We start from the raw sequence: 19,176 nt of genomic DNA on the forward strand, positions 1-19,176 counted from the left end.
TATATAAATAATCAGTATTACATTACACACTTCAGTTCTTCAGTGATCTCTTCAACCAGGTCTGGTCGGCCATGATATTGTGCAGGTGTGTTCTGAAGCAGTTCAATTTTCCATTCATTTGACTGTTTAGCAGCAACAATTGTTTGATAGGCATTTAACTCTGGATTCAGTTCATTCTGGCCAGGTGGCACCATGCCAACAATAGCGCGTAAGATTGCGGTGTCCTCTCCGACAAAACGTATTTCTTTAATCTTCGTTACAAATGGTGGTGTAGGATGCTCGTCGAATATTCCGCTTAGTTGCGAAATCATTTCATCTTGCCCCGACATCAGACTGCCATCAAACCCAATTGATTCGCCGAATTTGGTAAATTGTCCTGCCATATCATGGGCGCTTCTAGTGTTCCATCCGTCAATCATTTTCTGGTAAAGTGCTTTGATTTTATTTTTGTCATCCACGATTAATTTCCTCCAATATCTTCAATTGAATTATATTTTTTCAGAAAATCCAAGTGTACAATTTCCCATAAATAGAACGACGCGATTGTCAGGTGCGGACTCCAGATTGGCTGTTTGTCGACTAAAATTTTTCGGCGTTCTGACTTTTCAACTTCATAAAGCCATTTCGCGCCCCGTTGAATACCAATATCATCTAATGCTAGTACATTCATTCGGCCTAAAGAAAAAATAAGAAACATTTCAGCCGTCCATTTTCCGATACCTTTAATACTTGTCAGTTGTTTAATAATCGTCTGATTATCAAGTGTGTGCAATTTTTGTAAATCGACTTCGCTTTGATTAACCTTTTCTGCCAGATCCCGTAAATAGATGATTTTTCGTCCTGATAAACCTATTGAACTCAATCGCTCATCAGATGTTTTAAGAATTGAGACAGCTGTAATATTATTTTCCATAAGCGATTCAAGCCTTTTATATATGGCATTTGCTGCTTGTACCGAAATTTGTTGTCCAATCATCGAACGCACTAAAGATGTAAAATAATCGAGGCGCATTATAACTTCGATATCTCCAATGATTTGTATGAGTTTTTTCATTTGCGGATCAGCATTGCCTAATTCTTTCACAGATTTGTCATCATGATAAATTTTAAGCTTTTCCATAATCCACCTCCATATAATTATAGAATGATTTTCATCATTTTTACAAAGAATACCCTCTGAAGCACAGATATGTTAGCCTATTTACAAAATCTTTGATATTATAGGGGAAGTGGACATAAGGTTTTAATTGCATTTTATATGATTATCGTATGAAATTGCTATTTTACTATTTGAGGAAGGTGGATATTATATGAGTAAACCAAAAATAGTCGTTCTTGGCGCTGGTTATGCTGGAATGATGACGACTAAACGATTAATGCAAAAACTAGGACCAGATGAAGCGGAGATAGTATTAGTAAATAAACATAACTATCACTATCAGACAACTTGGCTACATGAGGTTGCAGCCGGAACGAGGAATCAGAATCAGGCGCGAATGATGATTAGTGATGTAATTAATCCGAATCGTGTAAGTCTAATTTATGATGAAGTTGTTGAAGTGAAAAAAGATGAAAACCGTGTTGTATTGAAAAATAGTGAAGTTTCTTATGACTATCTTGTTATTTCACTCGGTTTTGAAACAAATACATTTGGAATTAAAGGAATGGAAAAGAATGCATTTTCCATTACAGACATCGAATCAAGCCGCATGATTCGCGAACATATTGAGTACCAATTTGCAAAATACAGTACTTCAGACAAGAAAAATGAAAATGATTTAACAATTCTTGTTGGCGGTGGCGGTTTCACTGGGATCGAATTTGTTGGTGAACTTGCTGAACAAGTACCGAAGCTATGCAAAAAGTATGATATTGATCGCAGTAAAGCACGTATCGTTAATGTGGAAGCAGCACCGAGAATTTTACCTGGCTTTAATGATGATCTAGTTGCATATGCTAAGAAATCGTTAGAAGACCGCGGTGTTGAAATCCGAGAAGGTGCCAAAATCTCCGAGTGTAAGAAGAACAGCTTTGTTATTGGAGATGATGGGGAAGAGATTAAAGCTGGAACTATTGTATGGACTGGCGGTGTTACCGGTAATTCTATTCTTGGCAAATCAGGATTTGAAATAACAAAAGGTAAAGTTACCGTTGAGTCTGATCTTCGTGCACCAGGTGAAGAAAATATCTTCATTATTGGGGATTGTGCTTGGGTAATGAATCAAGAAGAAGGTCGTCCATTCCCACCAACTGCACAAGCTGCAATGCAGCATGCTGATACATGTGCTACCAATTTAAAAGGCCTAATTCGTAATGAACAATTAGAAAGCTTTACTTTTGATGACAAAGGTACAGTAGCTTCCCTTGGTAAAAATGACGCGATGGGAACTGTGTTCTCTGAGCGCCTGCTTTATGGTACACCTGCTACTGCAATGAAAAAAGTAATTGATAATCGTTACTTGTTCTTACTTGGTGGACCTAAACTTATCTTGAAAAAAGGTAAATTACGCATGCTTTAAATAAATGAGGAGGGACATTTTCATGAAAAATGGAACATTATATGTATTATTGATTACATTGGCATCAATTATTGGGTATACGGTAGCAACCCGTAGCCTAGAGGATTCAAGAGATTTTCGATAAGACTAGTTAAAACCATCCTGTTAGAGTAGCAGGGTGGTTTTTAGCATTAAAGAAATTATAAATACATTCTTACTGTATTAAAGTGGAGATAAGTCAAGTTTCTGGGTATGTTTGGGATTGTTTTCTATATCTGTGATGGATATCACTGTTTATATAGTGTTAATCATTTATAGTGTAATTATATAGAGGAGGGCTTTTCGTGAGTATTGAACTTATTATCTTGCTAGTTTTTCTTTTTGTTGTTGCGTTGGTTGGAACGTTATTGGTATTTAAACAAGAAGAAAATAAAATGAAAAGATATGAAGAAGAAGGGGATACCGTAGAAGATCAGCTGCGTCGATCACATGAATATGAATCATCATCGCTGAAGTCAAATCTTCCCCTGCAGCTTATAATTTATACTGTTACGATTATAATTTCACTTGTGGTTTTTGCAATTTATCTCACTTAAATTGATTATCACTAATACAGGTAGTTTATTTGTTACATGTTTTTATTTATCTATCGAATACTAAGACAGGAGGTGGTTTTTTGGTAACCGTTATCTTGTCTTTTTTATTAGCTTCGACTCCGCTAACGATAATTAATGATGAAAAGTCTGTAGGGGAATTAACGAGGAATGATTTTACGTTAACCTATGTAGACAGCTTGTTTGTAGACAATCAGAAGCTGGAACTCGAAATGAATATCCTAAGTGAAAAAGTATATGAAAAACCTACAAATGCAAAGCTAAATGATGAAGGTCAAATAGTGCAGGAAAAGCCTGGATTAGCACTCGACCGCATTAAATTCCAAAAGCTTTTTCAAGATTATTTTTATGATAATAACAGGAAAGAAATCATTCTTCCAAGACAAAAGGTTTACCCTCGTGTTGATAGTGAATTACTAGCAGAAATCCGTGAAAAGGAAATCGGCAGATATACTACTTATTTTAGGAAGAATAATAAGGAACGGTCACATAATATTGTGCTCGCAGCTGAAGCAATAAATAATCATGTTGTTTTTCCTGGTAAAAGATTTTCATTTAATAATGTAGTTGGTAAAAGAACGAAAGAAAGAGGCTATAAGCGTGCACCGGTAATAGTAAGAGGTGAACTGGCCGAAGATATTGGCGGGGGAATATGCCAGGTTTCTTCTACGTTATATAATGCCGTAGAACTTAAAGGCGTCCAGATAGTCGAACGATATTCACACAGCCGAAGTGTTCCGTATGTACCGCCAGGCCGAGACGCAACTGTTAGCTGGTATGGACCTGACTTCGTCTTTAAGAATAATTACAAACAGCCACTCCTGATTCGTGCATCAGTTGATGAGGGAAAAATGATTATTAAGATACTAACCTCTGAATCACTCTGAGTTTATTCTGCATCCATCATGGTCACATTGATTGACGGGTACAAGCCTTCTATTCCTGGCGATTTTTTTATAAGTAAAGTCACCTAAACCTATCCATTTGAATAGATACATGATAGGGAGAAGAACCCACATAAGCGGCAGTTTCTTAGAGACTTCAATAATAGCATCAAAGCCTTCAAACCACTTTTTCTGATGGTATACATGCAGACTTTCTTCCATTGCTTTTGGGTAATTTTCAATCGTACGGAACGATTCAAATGAAAGCTGGTTTCTCCAATCTATTTTTTTCCAGAATATTGATGAACTTGTGCACATTTTACAGTAGCTATCAAAGTAAATAATCATTTTCATAACACTCCTTTAGAGGTTGTTCAAAAAGTCCGGTAAAAATGACGCAACGAATTTCGTCGTGGGTAACACAGATGTCAGTACATCCTATACATGTGCGCTACCGAAATAAGCTACGCTAGCCTCGACTTTCGAAGGACAGGATGTTGTGAACTTAGCCGACTTGTCATTATCATCCTCCGTTTGAACACTCACCTTTTGCTTTATTTTAACATGAATTTTGGTTAATATTTAGTTATAGAGGGGAGTTTTGGTTATGGATATTCTAAATTTAGAAGAACTTTTTAATAATAATGTGTCAGATGAACATAAAGATGATTTAGTTCAGATTTTGGACGAGTTTAAGCGTGGACACTATCCGAATGTGTTGTCCAAGCTAAAAACATTACGGGAAAATAATGAATTACATACTGATCTTGTTAAAAAATTGTGGATGGTTGAGGCGATTTGTCATGCGGAAATTGGCGAAAGCAGGGCTGCATCCGAAATTATCTCTAAACTATATATGGATGATGATAGCGATTTGATGCTACTTGGTGAACTCGCATTTATGTGCGACTATAAATTAGCACGCAGAATTATGTCTGCTGCGGTTAAACAAATGGAGGAAGAAGAGGAGACATATCGAATCAAACTTGCCAGGGGCTTTTTGGTATTGGCTGAAGTGGAAGAAAAGCTTGAAAAGTTTGTTCGCTCCGTGAAGTATTTCCAAAAAGGGCTCGGTTATTTCGAGGAAGAAGATAACCGGGACAAGTATATGATATTGTATATCCATTTTAAGATTGGGATGCTATATTCGATGCAAAATAAAGGAGAAGAATCTATTTCATACCTAAATAAAGTGATTGAAATGGCAGGTAACGATAATGATGAGCTTAAAATTAAAAGTCTTGTAAGTATCGCTAAGACATACGGCAGCAAGGATCAAAATAAGCAGGCATACCCGTACTTAGAAGAAGCATTACAGCTTTTGGAGGGCTCTTCATTAGTGAATACGATAGCACACGCTGAGGCATTAACTGAAATGGCGTACTTCTATTTTGACAAATCACAGCATAATGAGGCGGTTCCTTATTATCAGGATGCAATTGAGAGGTATAATAATTTGCAATTTCCATCCCATCGACAGCTAGGCATGATTCATATGCAATACGCTTATTGTCTGGAACATAAGGAAAGAAGTAGCATCCAGAATGCAGGGGAAAATTACGAAAAGGCAATTGAGCTTCTTGAACTTACAAAGGATCGTCAGTTGCAGGAAAATGCATTGGCTGATGTAATAGCCTTTTTTGATAACACAAACAATCCTAAGAAAAAACGATACTATGAAAATAAATTTGTAGAAATGGCTAATAGCTAAAAGATTTTCTTGACAGGGGTCATGATACTCCGTAGTATTATAGATGATAATGATAATCTTTATCAATTAGTTAATATGAAGTAGGTGAGAAAGATCGATCTGTTTGAACTAATGCGTGGCCGGCGCACGATACTTGATTACAAAGAACAAAAGGTAGATAGAGATTTACTAATTAAATTATTTGGCCATGCTGCATATGCACCGAATCATCATTTGAAGGAACCATGGAGAATTAAAATTTTTGAAGATGAAGCTCGATCTGCCTTTGGCGAAAAAATTGTAGATAGTTACATACGATACGGATATTTAAACACACTTTCAGATGAAAAGTTAAAGAAAGCACGACAAAAGTATGATCGATTTTTCAATTCCGTACCACACCATGCTTTGTTCTACATGAATAAAGAGGATAATGGCGGGTACCTGGATGATGAAAACTATGCTGCTGTATGTGCATTCATCCAGAATTTTCAGCTAGCTGCCTGGTCGGAGGGAATTGGTACGATGTGGACAGCGAAGCCGACACTTTTGGATAAAGAATTTATAAGGGATATTGGTTTATCATCAACTGAACACCGGTTAATAGCTGTTGTTCAGATTGGGTATCCTAACAGAATCCCGCGTAATCGTGGACGGACACCGATACGTAATTCCATCGAGTGGATTCAAACAGAATAAAGGAGCGATTTACATGAAGAAATTAGCCATTTTTATGTTAATTTTACTATTATCAATTTTAACTGCTTGCAGTGGAAATAGTGATGACGGTAATGCGAATGAGAATAACAGTTCAAATGAAGAACGTAAGGTAAAAATTCAGGACGCATTGGGTGAACAAACAATTGAAGGAACACCTGAAAAAATAGTAGCACTTGAGTGGTCCTACGCAGAAAACCTATTGGCACTAGGTATTCAGCCAGCTGGTGTTGCTGATTTAGATGGATTTCATCAATGGGTAAACATCGATAAGGAATTTGATGAGAGTGTTAAAGATGTGGGAACACGCCAGGAACCAAATCTGGAAGCTATTTCCCGATTAAATCCAGACTTAATTATTGCGGTTAAATTCCGACATGAACAATACCTTGATAAATTAAAAGAAATTGCTCCAGTTGTAACGTTTGCTCCATATGGGGAAGAAGCTGTGCAGGACCATTATCAGAATATGGTTGACGAATTGAACACGGTTGCTAAAATAGTTAACAAAGAAGACGAAGCGGAACAAGCGGTAACAGATTTAAATAATTTTGTTGATGAACAAAAGCAGCGTGTAACAGACGCAGGGCTGGAAGGTTCGAAATATGTTGCAACACAGGCATTCACAGCACAAAATACACCGACATTAAGATTATTCACCGAGAATTCTATCGTTGCGAAATTAATGAGTAAACTCGGCTTTCAGAATGCATATTCGACAGACAAAACAGAAGTATATGGTTATAGCGAAGTTACGGTGGAAGCACTGCAGAACTTCCAGGAGGATGACCTCCAATTCCTGTATATTGTGCAGGAAGAAGATAATATTTTCGAAAATCAGCTTAAAGGAAATCCTGTATGGGAAAATTTAAGCTTTGTCAAAAATGGTAATACACATCAATTACCTGGAGATACGTGGACATTTGGTGGTGTATTATCAGCAGAAGTTTTAACAAAACAATTAGTCGATGCTATGGTAAAAGAGTGATTTGATGAATGAGGCATTACGAAAATCTATGATTGCGGTTCTCACCTTTGGTGGTGGAACCGCGCTTTTGTGCATATTAACCTTCATACATATTAATCAAGGAAGTGTATCCATTCCAACGGGTACAATTATTGATTCTATTTTTGCGCCGGAAGATAATTTACAGCATCATACGATTCGCACGTTACGCCTGCCACGTGCGGTTATGGGTATTATTGCCGGGGGTGCGCTTGCAGTAGCTGGTGTTGTTCTGCAAACAGTGACCAAAAATCATTTATCATCTGCAAGTACTTTAGGAATCCATTCTGGTACTTATTTTGCAGTAGTCTTTAGTACGGTTTTCTTTCCGGCGGCATTAGTGGGAAATGGAATTATTGTCGCATTTCTAGGCGGCATTATGACCTTCTTAGTAGTGTTTATATTATCAGGGGGTAACAGTGCCACACCGGTACGCATGGTTTTAGCAGGGATGATTGTGACATTTCTGTTTTCTTCTTTGACCAGCGTGTTGCAGATTTTTTATGAAAATGAAACAGCAGGATTATTCTTATGGGGATCTGGTACGCTTGTTCAAAATGACTGGAGCGGTGTGAATTTTTCCTTACCGTTTGTAGTGATTGGCTTAGTGGTGAATCTGGGATTTACATTCAAAATGGATACACTGACATTAGGTGATGATGTTGCTGTTGCACTGGGTCAAAATGTGAACGTCGTCAAGTTTGTATCGATTATCGCAGCGGTATTACTGACGTCAGTAACGGTAAGTGTTGTCGGGCCCATAGGATTTGTTGGGCTGGTAGCACCACATATTATAAAGCTAATTGGCTATCGAAAACATTTACCATTAGTTATTGCGTCGTTTATTTGGGGAGGAAATGTACTGCTGTTTGCTGACGTATTGGCAAGAGTGATTGATCCATCATTTTCCGAACTGCCTGTTGGTGCAATAACCGCGCTTATAGGAGCACCGTGGTTGATATATTTGGTATTACGAATGAAGCGGTCAAAGTATGGGGAAGAAAATTCTACAGTTATGGCTGGAAAAGCAACTATGAGTATGTCGCTGAAGGTTGTTATCCCTTTATTAATTAGTATTATTATCCTTACTATGATCGTAAGTTTGGCATCAGGAAATTATGGTTTTGAACCGGTATTGCTATGGAATACGTTTTTTGGTGAATCGAATGATTTCATGCTTGGTCTGATATTAGATTTACGTTTACCTAGGGCACTCGTGGCGCTGCTTAGTGGAATGGTGCTGGCTGTTAGCGGTTTAATCTTTCAAGGTGTATTACGAAATCCATTAGCAGATCCGTCCGTTATTGGAATTACTTCAGGAGCTGGCGTTGGGGCATTGCTAACAATGTATGTGTTTGGAGTGTCTGCTGTTTGGGTTCCGATTGGAGCAATGGTTGGTTCATTTGTATTTTTTGTATTCGTTATGATTTTGGCGATTCGCGCACAATTTCAGCCTACCATTTTGGCTTTGCTTGGGATAGGTGTTTCTGCGTTTGGTTCAGCTATTATCCAAATTTTAGTCGTACAGGCTGATATGGGTGTAGCTTCTGCGCTTACGTGGCTATCAGGGACAACTTATGCCAAAGGGTGGTCGGAACTACTGGATTTCCTGATTTTGCCTGTAATGATTCTGTTCCCGTTATTGTTAATACGAATTCGTGTGCTCGATACATTGTCGTTAGGTGATGACACTGCTAAAGGATTAGGATTAAATATAATGTCTGCACGGTTTCAGCTGGCTCTAATAGCAACATTATTGGCTGCATTCAGTGTGGCTGCAGTAGGGGCAATAGGATTTGTTGGCCTGATTGCACCACATGCGGCTCGTTTACTTGTGGGGCCGTCAAATCAGCGCTTGCTGCCAGTTACAATATTAGTCGGTGGTGCGCTGCTAGTGATAGCCGATTTATTTAGCCGTACGTTATTAGCTCCAAATGAGATACCATCCGGGATACTTGTTGCGATAATTGGTGCACCATACTTCCTGTGGTTAATGAAGAAACGTGCGTGATGGAAGGCAGTTAAACATATGAAAATGCAAAAGAGTGTGCTCCGAAATTGGGAGCACACTCTTTTAATACTATTGGGGAACTAAAGCTGCTTTTCTTTGATCCAATTTATCAGCCCACCATGCAGGATAATATCCTTTTGGCGTGGTGTTAAGTTATGTTCAACTGTAATTTCTTCACCTTTATCGGCGAGCGTGGCAGTCAATTTATCACCTTCCATAAATTGCTGGCGCAGATTTGAAAAGTTCAGTATTTCCCCTTGGGCAAGCTTATCGTAATCTTCATCATTGGTAAATTTCAATGGAAGAATACCGAAGTTTATAAGGTTCTGCCAATGGATTCGAGCATAGTCTTTTACAATGGCAACTCGTAATCCAAGATAACGGGGTGCTAATGCAGCGTGTTCACGACTGGAACCCTGACCATAGTTATAACCGCCAACTATCGCATGACCGCCGGCATTTTTACTTTCAATGCCCCGATTAACATAGGTTGAATCAACAGCTTCAAATGTAAAATTACTAATCTCAGGCAGGTTGCTGCGGTATGGAAGAACGCGTGCACCACCAGCAAGTATTTCATCAGTAGATATATTATCACCAACTTTAAGAAGGACTGGAACTTCCAGCTTATCCGGCAGATCCCCCATTTCAGGAATGGAAACGATGTTTGATCCTTTTACTAAATCTACTTCTTTTGCTTGTTCAGGTGGAAGTGGTCTGTCTAATAGATCCTCAACGTTCGGATCACTTGGTTCACCTACTTTCGGATAGGCAAAATCCATCGTTCTTGGGTCGGTTATTTCACCTGTCAGCGCTGATACAGCAGCAGTCTCTGGGCCACATAAAAATACACTATCCTCACTTGTCCCTGATCTGCCAGGGAAATTCCGAGGTGTTGTCCGCAGGCTGTTTCTGCCTGAAGCAGGAGCTTGACCCATGCCAATACATCCGTTACAGCCTGCCTGATGTAATCTGGCACCTGCCTGCAATAGACTGGCAATATGAAATTCTTTTACCAGATTTGTCAGCATTTGTCTTGATGTTGGATTGATATCGAAGGACATTCCATCCGCAATGCGCCGCCCTTTTACAATTTCAGCCACAACAGCAAAATCACGATAGCCTGGGTTTGCTGATGAACCTATATATGATTGATAGATTGGGGTTCCAGCAATATCACTAACTGGTACAACATTCCCTGGGCTGGAAGGTTTTGCAATCAATGGTACCAGTTCTGATAAATTGATTTCATCATAACTATCGTAGGTGGCATCGTTATCAGCAACCAGTTCTACCCAATCATCTTGGCGGTCTTGCTGGGCTAAGAATCGTTTCACCTCATTGTCTGACGGAAATACTGTTGCAGTAGCACCTAATTCTGCTCCCATGTTTGCGATGACATGACGGTCCATGGCAGATAAATTATCGAGGCCTGGCCCATAATACTCAATTATTTTACCGACACCGCCCTTAACATCGTAACGTCTGAGCATTTCTAATATTACGTCCTTTGCACTGACCCAATCTGGTAAGTCCCCAGTCAATTTCACACCCATTACTTCTGGCATTTTAATATAAAACGGTTCACCAGTTATAGCCATGGCAACGTCAATTCCGCCAGCGCCCATTGCCAGCATTCCCATACAGCCGTTTGCGCATGTGTGACTATCTGAGCCAAGGAGTGTTTTACCTGGTACAGCAAGTCGCTGCATATGAACAGGGTGACTTACTCCGTTTCCCGGCCGGCTATAGTAAAGACCAAACCGTTGTGCTGCACTTTCTAAAAATAAATGGTCGTCCGGGTTTTTATTATCAACCTGGATAAGGTTATGATCAACGTATTGTGCTGATGCTTCTGTCTTGGCATAGTCCAATCCCATTGCTTCAAGTTCAAGCATGACCATTGTTCCAGTCGCGTCCTGTGTTAATGTCTGATCTATGTCAAGACTAATTTCCGCTCCTGGTTCCATCTTCCCTGATTTAAGATGGCTTTTTATTAATTTTTGAGCTACATTTAAAGCCACTATTAGCCCTCCTTTGAAAGTTTCCAGTAAATTGTATCCATAGATGTGTTTACCTCAAAAGACGGAAAATAAAACAGGGGAGGTTTGGAATTTGACTAATGTTGGAGTGATATGTTCGCTAAAATTCGGGGAGTGACAGGCACCACACCAAAAAAGGATGCCACCTTTTTGGTGACATCCAGTCTGTTTTGTTTACGCTTCTTTATGTGCTTCGATTTCGAAGTTAATTTTAATTTCGTCTCCAATTAGTACGCCACCAGTTTCTACTGCAGCGTTCCAAGTTAGACCAAAATCTTTACGGTTAATTTTAGTTTCACCACTAAAGCCAGCAACTGTATTACCGCTCATTGGATCTTTACTTTGTCCTTCGAATACTACATCAGCTGTAACAGGATTCGTTGTTCCGCGAATGGTAAGATCGCCGGTAACATCATAGTTGTTATCCGATTTTTTCTTGATGTCTGTTGCCACAAACGTGATCTTTGGATGGTTCTCAACATCAAAGAAATCTCCTGAACGTAAATGGTCGTCACGATCTTTATTACGAGTATTAATGCTGCTTGCATCAATTGTTACTTCAACTTTTGAATCTGTTAAATTATCTACATCAGCTTCTATAACAGCATCAAAATCATCAAAGCTACCTTTCGCTTTTGAAATCATCATATGCTTTACTGAAAATCCTAATTCACTGTGTACTGTGTCTACATTCCATGTTGTTCTTGTCATGTAAATCCCTCCATAAATTTTTCAATAGTTACTTTATGTAACCTAGTATAGAATGATAAATAGGTATTGTCAAGTAATTTATAAGAAAAATTTTGATTTCAAAATATGTTTACCCGTTTTTTCATGTAAATAAACAATAAAACCGTGCTATAATAAACAGTAGAAGTCATAGATTAAGAGGTTGTGGATAATGAGTCAATTAAGTATAATCCCATGTGGAAGGAAAAAAATATGGGATAAAAATCCAAGTATAGGCGCTGTTCCAGCAAAAGAAGCGTATATTGGCACATTACATAAGCTTTGCAGAAATTATGCTGCACAGTTTACTGACAAATGGGTGATTCTCTCTGCTAAGCACGGTTTTCTGTTCGCAGATGATATTGTTGATGGTCAGTATGATGTGACATTTAATCAAAAAAGTGATCAGATTATCACATTTGATAGATTGAGAGAACAAGTTCGGGATAAAAAGCTGGATATGTTCGATCAATTAATTGTTCTAACAGGAAAAAAATATAAACCGGTTATTAATGGTTGTTTTGATGATGATCTCTCAAGGACATTTCCTCTTGCGCAATATAAAGGAATTGGTTATATTCTGCAGGCATTAAAGATATCTCTGGAAAAAGACACACCAATTCACTAATTAGATAGGAGAATAGACATAATGAATCGTGTAGTTTTGATAGCAATTGTTTTAATAATATATATGGTATACATCACAATTAAGCATAAGGAGACAATGAAGAAGTTGTCCTTCCCACAGCAGTTGGGGGTAGCAATTTCATTCCTTGGTGTAGTTGGAATCGGGTGTTATATCCTTTTTAATAGTGTTCGTTATTTCGATGCAGCAGTGTCTAATGATATTTTTAGTATGATTATTCAATTTATCATTGCCTTAGTTGTATTGGTCGTTAGCGTACTTACTTTTAGTGCAATTGCTTATAAAATAACAAATGGTATATTACCAATCCAACGGAAAAGAAAATAAAAAATAAACGTGGCTGGGACAAAAGTATTTAGTCAAAGTAAAATCCGAACTATGATTCAAAATTCTTGAAATAGAATTTGAATCTAGTTCGGATTTTTTGTTTCTGATTAGATTTAAACTGCAAACTAACTTAAAAAATTGCTGAGTACTATGACACCGCTCCGGAAATACACTTCGCTTTCCGTGGGCGGCTGATGAGCCTCCTTGCTCCTAAGTCGCTGCGTAGTCTCATCTAGGCCTCAGCTCCCACAGGAGTCTACGTGTATTTCCTCCGCTGTTGACTCGAGTAGGAATCGCTATAGAATAAAAGTGTGACAGCACTACACTAGTTCGGGTGAGCGGAGGGCGGTGACTCCGGCGGGAATAACACGTGTCCGAAGACCCCGCAGAGCAACTAAATGAAGGCCGACTAAAACCGTCCTTTGCGGACAACGTCGGCATACCCCTTGCCGGGGCAAGGAGGCTGAGGCCGTGCCCTAAGGTGCGCATCCGCCCGTAGCGACCCCGGACGGTGGGACTAGAGTTTATAGAGATTATTTTTAGCAGTAGTTTGCAGTTTATTTCAATTACGTATTAGATTCAACCATTGATAATGAACGTTCTACATAACCTATCCTGTTATTATTCGTCTTTAAAGTAGAGATTTTTAGTTATGTCCCAGCCTCGTTTTTTTCCTCATTGATGCCACCTTTTTGGTTTGAAGTTCGATTATAGGTGTAGAACAGATGATTTTGAATTGTCCCTTACATCAGCCGTTCCAATATACGATAAGTTAAAAATATAATAATACAAAAAGTTATGTTAGGAAGTGACATGGTGGATAAAGGTACTGTAATAAGAACGGCTGCACTTCTTTTGGCGCTAGTGAACCAATGTCTAGTTATGTTTGGAAAATCTCCGTTACCAATTGATAGTGAAATGTTGGAACAAGTAATGTCGTTTTTGTTCCTGGTTGTTACATCAATATCTGCTTGGTATAAAAATAACTATGTAACAAAAACAGGAATGAAGCAAAAGGAAGTAATACAGGAAAAAGGCTTAATAGGCAAAAATGGAGGTAATTAAATGAAGCCAGTCTTAATAATTGATCCAGGTCATGGAGGAAAAGACCCAGGTGGTGGATCCAATCAATATTGGGTTGAGAAAGATATGAATCTATCTATCTCACTCTATCAGTATCAACGCTATCAACAGTTAGGAATTCCAGTTGCTATTACGCGGCTAAAGGATGTCACTTTATCACCAGCAGAAAGAACGAAGATTGTACGGGATAGTGGTGCAAGGTATTGTCATTCTAATCACATCAATGCTGGCGGAGGGGATGGTGGTGAGGTTATTCATTCTATCTATGGTGGAGAGGATATGGCAGAAGAGATAGCTTTTGAATTACAGCATGCAGGTCAAAATATACGCAGGATTTTTACAAGGACACTGCCAAATGATCGTGCACGCGATTTTTATTATATGAACCGTGATACGGGAAAAGTTGTGACAAATATAATTGAGTATGGCTTTGCCGATTCAAGGGGTGACGATATACGGAAGATAAAGGATCATTGGCAGGAGTTAGCTGAATCTGTTGTAAAGGCTTTTTGCTCGTTTTGTGAATTTCCTTATGAGAGTATTAGGACTGGCATAACACTTAAAGAATACTTGAGATTGCCGCCAGAGGCTTCAACTTGGCGAATTTATCCACTAAATGCAACACCTGTTAAAGGGAATGAAAAAGGTTTTTTACGCCCTGAAAAATTTGGAGGATTAACGTATCAGATTTTGGGTATGCCGCAAGCACATGTCTATTTAATACAAACCAGGGATTTTGGCAAGGTTCAAATCTACGGTCATCCGAAAACAGGAGCTACAGTTTTAACAAAATAAGTTTCTCTCACCATAAGAAACCGTTGTCAATTTCAAATTGATACGTTAGAATGCATATAAGAAAAAAGCAGATTAATAGAAGCCCACAGGGGGAGCCACTTGGCTGAGAGTGAACGTGATTTATTGTTCTGACCCTTAAAACCTGTTAGTTAGTACTAGCGTAGGGATGGTGGCTTTTTTGATGGAATAAAAGGCAATGTTGTGAGCGGATTCCCCATCAGGAAGCTTCCCCTTGGCATTGCTTTTTTTGTATTTACTAAAAGGGGAGGTAATTTAGAATGAGTTCGAAGCGTACGTTGTTTATGATAGAGGTGGCAATATTTGCTGCCATGGCTTTACTGTTAGATATAATACCTTTTTTAAAGTTTTCTATTTGGCCACAAGGTGGATCTGTTTCTTTTGCTATGATCCCAATATTCATTATAGCTTTCCGCTGGGGGTTGAAAGGCGGTTTGGTGGCCGGGTTTTTATTAGGAGCCATGCAGGTCGTAATGTCCGGACCGATAATTTTAACACCTGTGCAGGGTTTTCTTGATTATATTGTTGCTTTCACTTTAATAGGAATGGCAGGTATACTTGTTAAACCTGTTCAACACGCTGTCAAAGAAGGAAAAGCGAAGTTAAGCTTCTTACTAATTATGTTTGGCGTGTTTATTGGCTCAGCACTACGATTTTTGGCGCATTTTACAGCCGGTATCGTATTCTTTGGACAATATGCACCTGATGGCCAGCCGGTCTGGTTATATTCGTTACTGTATAGTGGATCTTACATGCTGCCATCCTTTATCATCTGTACAGTTATTGTATTTCTTTTGTTCTACAAACAGCCTAGAACATTACTGCGAACCGCTTCATAAATTAATCCGCTCACAGAAAATAGTCCTTTGTATTATAAGGGCTATTTTTCTATAATTATGGTAGGGGTGATTAGGATGAAAGAATTAATCGGACAGTGTCAGTCATGTGGACAAAACGTTTATTGTGAAGATGGCTTTTTTGACGGTGTTCAAAAAAATGGAAAGTTACTTTGCAATGAATGTGCTAAAGATAAAGAATCAAATTAGAGAATTTTAGTTTTATGAATTTAACATTTCAACAAAGTTCTCACCGCTTCCTTTCATTGTGCATAGGCTATAGCACACTTAAGAAAGGAAGTGTTATCGGTGGAGCTAACGATTTCTCATTGGTTATATGGTTTATTTACACTAATAATTATTTTTACGATGATATTCAGAAAAGGTGTTGTACTTCCTTCGTTGCTTGGGACGTTTGTGATTGCCTGGGTTTATAATGGAAGCTTAATCGATGGTTTTACCGCAATATTTAATGCGAACCTTGTTGCAGCAAAAGAACTATTCAGTATATTTCTGATTATTACCTTCATGATGGCTCTACTCCACTCATTGCGTGATTTAGGTGCCGATCGAAGGATGATCCAGCCAATCCAAAAAGTAATGATAAATGGTCATGTCTCGTTTTTTGTATTGATTGGTGTTACGTATGTGATTTCATTGTTCTTCTGGCCGACTCCGGCGGTACCGCTTATTTGCGCATTACTAGTACCTGCTGCGATTCGCTCAGGTCTTCCAGCGCTAACTGCAGCAGTTGCTGTTGCACTGGCTGGGCAAGGAATGGCGCTGTCATCTGATTATATTGTTCAGGTGGCTCCAAGCTTGTCAGCAAAATCAGCTGGCATTGATGTAGGTCTTGTCGCTGATAAAGCATTAATTCTCTCCATCATTACAGGTGTGACTGCAATAGGATTAGCATATCTCTTTTATCGAAAAACAATCCGTGCAAAAAATAGTGAGCTTAATGAAAAAGAGCTTCAGGCTCTACAATCAACGCAAGAGTCAACAAATAAAGCGCATTCGACACATTTAAATATGTGGAGTAAGGTTTTTGCAGTGCTTGTTCCTGTAGCTCTTTTGGCAGTAGTAATCTACATGATGTATACAAAACTTCTGTCAGGGCGAATGAGTGGATTCGAAGGTGGAGACGGCGCAGCATTTATTGGTGGAGTTGCTGTTATCCTGCTTTTATTATCGACGGTTGCATTTGGTCGACAACATGCACTTGATTATATTAGTAACCATATTACAGATGGCTTCGTATTTGCTTTTAAAGCAATGGGTCCGGTTATTCCGATTGCGGGGTTCTTCTTCCTTGGCAGTGCAGATTTTTCCGGTGGTATTCTAGGTGTGGATAAAAAGGCACCCGGCTTACTGTTTGACCTTGTTCAATCCTCACAGGCCTTTCTTCCACAAAGTGCCTTATTCGCAGCTTTTAGTGTATTAATTATTGGGATTATTACTGGTTTGGATGGGTCTGGATTTTCCGGACTGCCTTTGACCGGAGCCCTTGCTGCCTCTTTGGAAAGTGCCTCGATTGATTCTGGAACACTTGCAGCTATTGGTCAAATGGGCTCGATTTGGACTGGTGGAGGAACAATTGTTGCATGGTCCTCTATGATTGCGATTGCTGGATTTTGTGGAGTTTCAGTCATGGATTTAGTTCGGAAAAACTTTATTCCGGTAATACTAGGGTTAATCATTTCAACCGTTTTTGCTGTTTTAATTTTATAAAGACTTGAATAATTGTATTTAAACATGTGAATCCTCCAAGTAGAACACTAATAAAAGTTTATATAGCAAATCCTTATGATATACTTTAATGAAATTAGGAAAATTTTACTACAGATGGAGGTTTTCAATATGGCAAATAGTACTTCAAAAATTGTTCAAGAATCGTTAGAAGCTCTGTTGGATGATGAATCTTTTTTACCAGAACTGACGGACGAAACACGTGAGAAGGCATTTACGTCACTTGTATCTATCTTATCTACTCCTAATCATGTCAATAAATCTTATCTACGAATTGCACTTGAAAATGGCAAGGTAACACGTGTTCCTTCATTTCGTGTTCAGCATAATAATATTCTCGGACCCTATAAGGGAGGAATTCGTTTTCATGAATCAGTGAATGAAGATGAAGTGGCAAACCTTGCATCACTTATGACACTGAAAAATGCTCTCCACGAAGTACCATTTGGCGGTGGAAAGGGCGGAGTAGTGATCAACCCCAGAGATTATAGTGTTAAAGAATTATATATGATTTGCAAAAAGTATGTGCAGTATTTCAATGAAATACTCGGACCTGACAAAGATATTCCAGCGCCCGATGTCGGTACAGGTGATCGTGAAATGGACTGGATGATGGGAGAATATAAGAGTATTCAACCTGGGCGTCCATATCGTGGCAGTTTTACCGGTAAAAGTGTTGAAAATGGTGGATCATTAGGGCGAAGAGAAGCGACGGGTAAAGGTGTTTATTTCACATTTCGCTATATGCTTCATAACTTTGTTAAAGATCAGAAAAAGTGGCTCTCTGAACGTAAGAATATTTTTGCTGGAACTGCTTTGGACCATATTGATAAAACGTTGTCATTAGCGTTCCAGGGGTTTGGTAATGTGGGATCTGTAGCGGCACTTGAAGCATTCCAGTGTAATCACCTGAACAATAAAATTGTGGCGGTTAGTGATCGCAATGTAACGCTTTATAATTCCGATGGATTAGATATTCCTGGTCTTGTGAAATTCACTTCCAATAGTGGTGGGGATCTTCCAGTTGATGAAGAGCAATTAAAAGAAGCAGATGTAAAAGCTACCATTAAGGACAGAGATGACGTGTTGAGTTTAAATGTTGATGTGTTATTTTTAGTTGCACTTGAAAATCAAGTGTACCAGGAAAACATGAAAGAAGTTAAGGCTAGTATTATAGTCGAAGGAGCGAACGCACCAGTTACGAGTGGAGCAGATAAATATTTAAGTGAAAAAGGTGTCATTATTGTTCCAGATATTTTGGCAAATGCTGGCGGTGTAATTGTTTCTTATTTTGAATGGCTGCAAGGTCGGGAAACGCAATTTTTCAGTGAGGAAGAAGTTTTTAAGCGTTTATTTGATAAAATGAAGGAAACATTTGATACGATTTTTCCACAATTTTTTGGAGACCCATTTCCATTGCGGCAGAACTGTTATATTCACGCTGTAATGAAGATATCGACCATCTTATATAAGCAAGGAAAACTATATTAAAAAGACATTTCGCCCGTATTGTTGAAGAATCCATTTTTTA

20 protein-coding genes and 1 riboswitch are annotated in these 19,176 nt (G+C 38.7%); of the genes, 15 read left to right on the forward strand and 5 right to left on the reverse strand.

What is annotated here, in order from left to right; genetic code table 11:
- Positions 1–17: 17 nt before the first annotated feature.
- Both J2Z82_RS07760 and J2Z82_RS07765 read right to left on the reverse strand, forming a co-directional pair.
- On the reverse strand, positions 18–458 hold the full coding sequence (locus J2Z82_RS07760; protein WP_342453610.1) for an SgcJ/EcaC family oxidoreductase: 441 nt from the start codon (positions 456–458) through the stop codon (positions 18–20).
- 2 nt (positions 459–460) lie between these two features.
- Positions 461–1,120, reverse strand: coding sequence for a DNA-3-methyladenine glycosylase family protein (locus tag J2Z82_RS07765; protein ID WP_209480218.1), 660 nt, complete (start codon positions 1,118–1,120; stop codon positions 461–463).
- A 190-nt stretch (positions 1,121–1,310) separates the two neighbouring features.
- On the opposite strand from J2Z82_RS07765, the gene J2Z82_RS07770 reads away from it, so the two are divergent.
- From J2Z82_RS07770 to J2Z82_RS07780, 3 genes are all read left to right on the forward strand, one after another.
- Positions 1,311–2,519: an NAD(P)/FAD-dependent oxidoreductase gene (locus tag J2Z82_RS07770; RefSeq protein ID WP_209480219.1), complete on the forward strand. Its 1,209-nt coding sequence runs from the start codon at positions 1,311–1,313 to the stop codon at positions 2,517–2,519.
- A gap of 323 nt (positions 2,520–2,842) precedes the next feature.
- Positions 2,843–3,094, forward strand: a complete 252-nt coding sequence (locus J2Z82_RS07775) for a hypothetical protein (protein WP_209480220.1) — start codon at positions 2,843–2,845, stop codon at positions 3,092–3,094.
- Positions 3,095–3,174: 80 nt separating this feature from the next.
- Positions 3,175–3,999 carry a VanW family protein gene (locus J2Z82_RS07780; protein ID WP_245251234.1) on the forward strand — a complete coding sequence of 275 codons (825 nt, stop codon included), beginning with the start codon at positions 3,175–3,177 and terminating at the stop codon, positions 3,997–3,999.
- On the opposite strand, the gene J2Z82_RS07785 is transcribed toward J2Z82_RS07780, so the two are convergent.
- Positions 3,991–4,344, reverse strand: a complete 354-nt coding sequence (locus J2Z82_RS07785; RefSeq protein ID WP_209480221.1) for a DCC1-like thiol-disulfide oxidoreductase family protein — start codon at positions 4,342–4,344, stop codon at positions 3,991–3,993. The genes J2Z82_RS07780 and J2Z82_RS07785 overlap by 9 nt on opposite strands.
- A 259-nt stretch (positions 4,345–4,603) precedes the next feature.
- Between J2Z82_RS07785 and J2Z82_RS07790 the strand changes: the two genes are divergently transcribed.
- The 4 genes from J2Z82_RS07790 (at position 4,604) to J2Z82_RS07805 (ending at position 9,420) form a co-directional block, all read left to right on the forward strand.
- Entirely contained in the window at positions 4,604–5,707 is a 1,104-nt protein-coding gene (locus J2Z82_RS07790) for a tetratricopeptide repeat protein (protein ID WP_209480222.1), read from the forward strand.
- An 84-nt stretch (positions 5,708–5,791) separates the two neighbouring features.
- Positions 5,792–6,385 carry a nitroreductase family protein gene (locus J2Z82_RS07795; protein ID WP_209480223.1) on the forward strand — a complete coding sequence of 198 codons (594 nt, stop codon included), beginning with the start codon at positions 5,792–5,794 and terminating at the stop codon, positions 6,383–6,385.
- A 13-nt stretch (positions 6,386–6,398) separates the two neighbouring features.
- Complete coding sequence (locus J2Z82_RS07800; protein ID WP_209480224.1) at positions 6,399–7,391, forward strand: ABC transporter substrate-binding protein; 993 nt, start codon at positions 6,399–6,401, stop codon at positions 7,389–7,391.
- A 4-nt stretch (positions 7,392–7,395) separates the two neighbouring features.
- Positions 7,396–9,420: an iron ABC transporter permease gene (locus J2Z82_RS07805; RefSeq protein ID WP_209480225.1), complete on the forward strand. Its 2,025-nt coding sequence runs from the start codon at positions 7,396–7,398 to the stop codon at positions 9,418–9,420.
- An 80-nt stretch (positions 9,421–9,500) separates the two neighbouring features.
- On the opposite strand, the gene J2Z82_RS07810 is transcribed toward J2Z82_RS07805, so the two are convergent.
- On the reverse strand, positions 9,501–11,444 hold the full coding sequence (locus J2Z82_RS07810) for an aconitate hydratase (RefSeq protein WP_209480226.1): 1,944 nt from the start codon (positions 11,442–11,444) through the stop codon (positions 9,501–9,503).
- A 192-nt stretch (positions 11,445–11,636) separates the two neighbouring features.
- The gene (locus tag J2Z82_RS07815; protein WP_209480227.1) at positions 11,637–12,173 is read right to left on the reverse strand and encodes a YceI family protein; all 537 of its coding nucleotides are present in this window, start codon (positions 12,171–12,173) and stop codon (positions 11,637–11,639) included.
- A gap of 190 nt (positions 12,174–12,363) precedes the next feature.
- Between J2Z82_RS07815 and J2Z82_RS07820 the strand changes: the two genes are divergently transcribed.
- From J2Z82_RS07820 to J2Z82_RS07850, 8 genes are all read left to right on the forward strand, one after another.
- Entirely contained in the window at positions 12,364–12,819 is a 456-nt protein-coding gene (locus J2Z82_RS07820) for a DUF6884 domain-containing protein (RefSeq protein ID WP_209480228.1), read from the forward strand.
- A 21-nt stretch (positions 12,820–12,840) separates the two neighbouring features.
- Positions 12,841–13,164 carry a hypothetical protein gene (locus J2Z82_RS07825; protein ID WP_209480229.1) on the forward strand — a complete coding sequence of 108 codons (324 nt, stop codon included), beginning with the start codon at positions 12,841–12,843 and terminating at the stop codon, positions 13,162–13,164.
- An 816-nt stretch (positions 13,165–13,980) separates the two neighbouring features.
- Positions 13,981–14,229 (forward strand): phage holin, encoded by a 249-nt coding sequence (locus J2Z82_RS07830; protein ID WP_342453611.1) that lies wholly within the window; start codon positions 13,981–13,983, stop codon positions 14,227–14,229.
- Complete coding sequence (locus J2Z82_RS07835) at positions 14,230–15,042, forward strand: N-acetylmuramoyl-L-alanine amidase family protein (RefSeq protein WP_209480231.1); 813 nt, start codon at positions 14,230–14,232, stop codon at positions 15,040–15,042.
- Between the two features lie 78 nt (positions 15,043–15,120).
- Positions 15,121–15,227: riboswitch (TPP riboswitch) on the forward strand.
- A 93-nt stretch (positions 15,228–15,320) separates the two neighbouring features.
- A complete protein-coding gene (gene thiT / locus J2Z82_RS07840) occupies positions 15,321–15,899 on the forward strand; it encodes an energy-coupled thiamine transporter ThiT (protein ID WP_209480233.1) in 579 nt (192 codons plus the stop codon).
- 75 nt (positions 15,900–15,974) lie between these two features.
- Complete coding sequence (locus J2Z82_RS19580) at positions 15,975–16,106, forward strand: hypothetical protein (RefSeq protein WP_280922981.1); 132 nt, start codon at positions 15,975–15,977, stop codon at positions 16,104–16,106.
- 99 nt (positions 16,107–16,205) lie between these two features.
- Positions 16,206–17,627 (forward strand): hypothetical protein, encoded by a 1,422-nt coding sequence (locus J2Z82_RS07845; protein ID WP_209480234.1) that lies wholly within the window; start codon positions 16,206–16,208, stop codon positions 17,625–17,627.
- 129 nt (positions 17,628–17,756) lie between these two features.
- Complete coding sequence (locus tag J2Z82_RS07850) at positions 17,757–19,136, forward strand: Glu/Leu/Phe/Val family dehydrogenase (RefSeq protein ID WP_209480236.1); 1,380 nt, start codon at positions 17,757–17,759, stop codon at positions 19,134–19,136.
- Positions 19,137–19,176: the final 40 nt, after the last annotated feature.

It is taken from the genome of Virgibacillus litoralis (genome assembly GCF_017873675.1).
Classification (GTDB): domain Bacteria; phylum Bacillota; class Bacilli; order Bacillales; family Amphibacillaceae; genus Lentibacillus; species Lentibacillus litoralis.

Bases quoted from the DNA above. Each gene is read 5' to 3' on its own strand.
- J2Z82_RS07765 (WP_209480218.1), bottom strand. From the start codon at position 1,120: ATGGAAAAGCTTAAAATTTATCATGATGACAAATCTGTGAAAGAATTA.
- J2Z82_RS07770 (WP_209480219.1), top strand. From the start codon at position 1,311: ATGAGTAAACCAAAAATAGTCGTTCTTGGCGCTGGTTATGCTGGAATG.
- J2Z82_RS07785 (WP_209480221.1), bottom strand. From the start codon at position 4,344: ATGATTATTTACTTTGATAGCTACTGTAAAATGTGCACAAGTTCATCA.
- J2Z82_RS07790 (WP_209480222.1), top strand. From the start codon at position 4,604: ATGGATATTCTAAATTTAGAAGAACTTTTTAATAATAATGTGTCAGAT.
- J2Z82_RS07800 (WP_209480224.1), top strand. From the start codon at position 6,399: ATGAAGAAATTAGCCATTTTTATGTTAATTTTACTATTATCAATTTTA.
- J2Z82_RS07805 (WP_209480225.1), top strand. From the start codon at position 7,396: ATGAATGAGGCATTACGAAAATCTATGATTGCGGTTCTCACCTTTGGT.
- J2Z82_RS07815 (WP_209480227.1), bottom strand. From the start codon at position 12,173: ATGACAAGAACAACATGGAATGTAGACACAGTACACAGTGAATTAGGA.
- J2Z82_RS07820 (WP_209480228.1), top strand. From the start codon at position 12,364: ATGAGTCAATTAAGTATAATCCCATGTGGAAGGAAAAAAATATGGGAT.
- J2Z82_RS07825 (WP_209480229.1), top strand. From the start codon at position 12,841: ATGAATCGTGTAGTTTTGATAGCAATTGTTTTAATAATATATATGGTA.
- J2Z82_RS07835 (WP_209480231.1), top strand. From the start codon at position 14,230: ATGAAGCCAGTCTTAATAATTGATCCAGGTCATGGAGGAAAAGACCCA.
- thiT (WP_209480233.1), top strand. From the start codon at position 15,321: ATGAGTTCGAAGCGTACGTTGTTTATGATAGAGGTGGCAATATTTGCT.
- J2Z82_RS19580 (WP_280922981.1), top strand. From the start codon at position 15,975: ATGAAAGAATTAATCGGACAGTGTCAGTCATGTGGACAAAACGTTTAT.
- J2Z82_RS07850 (WP_209480236.1), top strand. From the start codon at position 17,757: ATGGCAAATAGTACTTCAAAAATTGTTCAAGAATCGTTAGAAGCTCTG.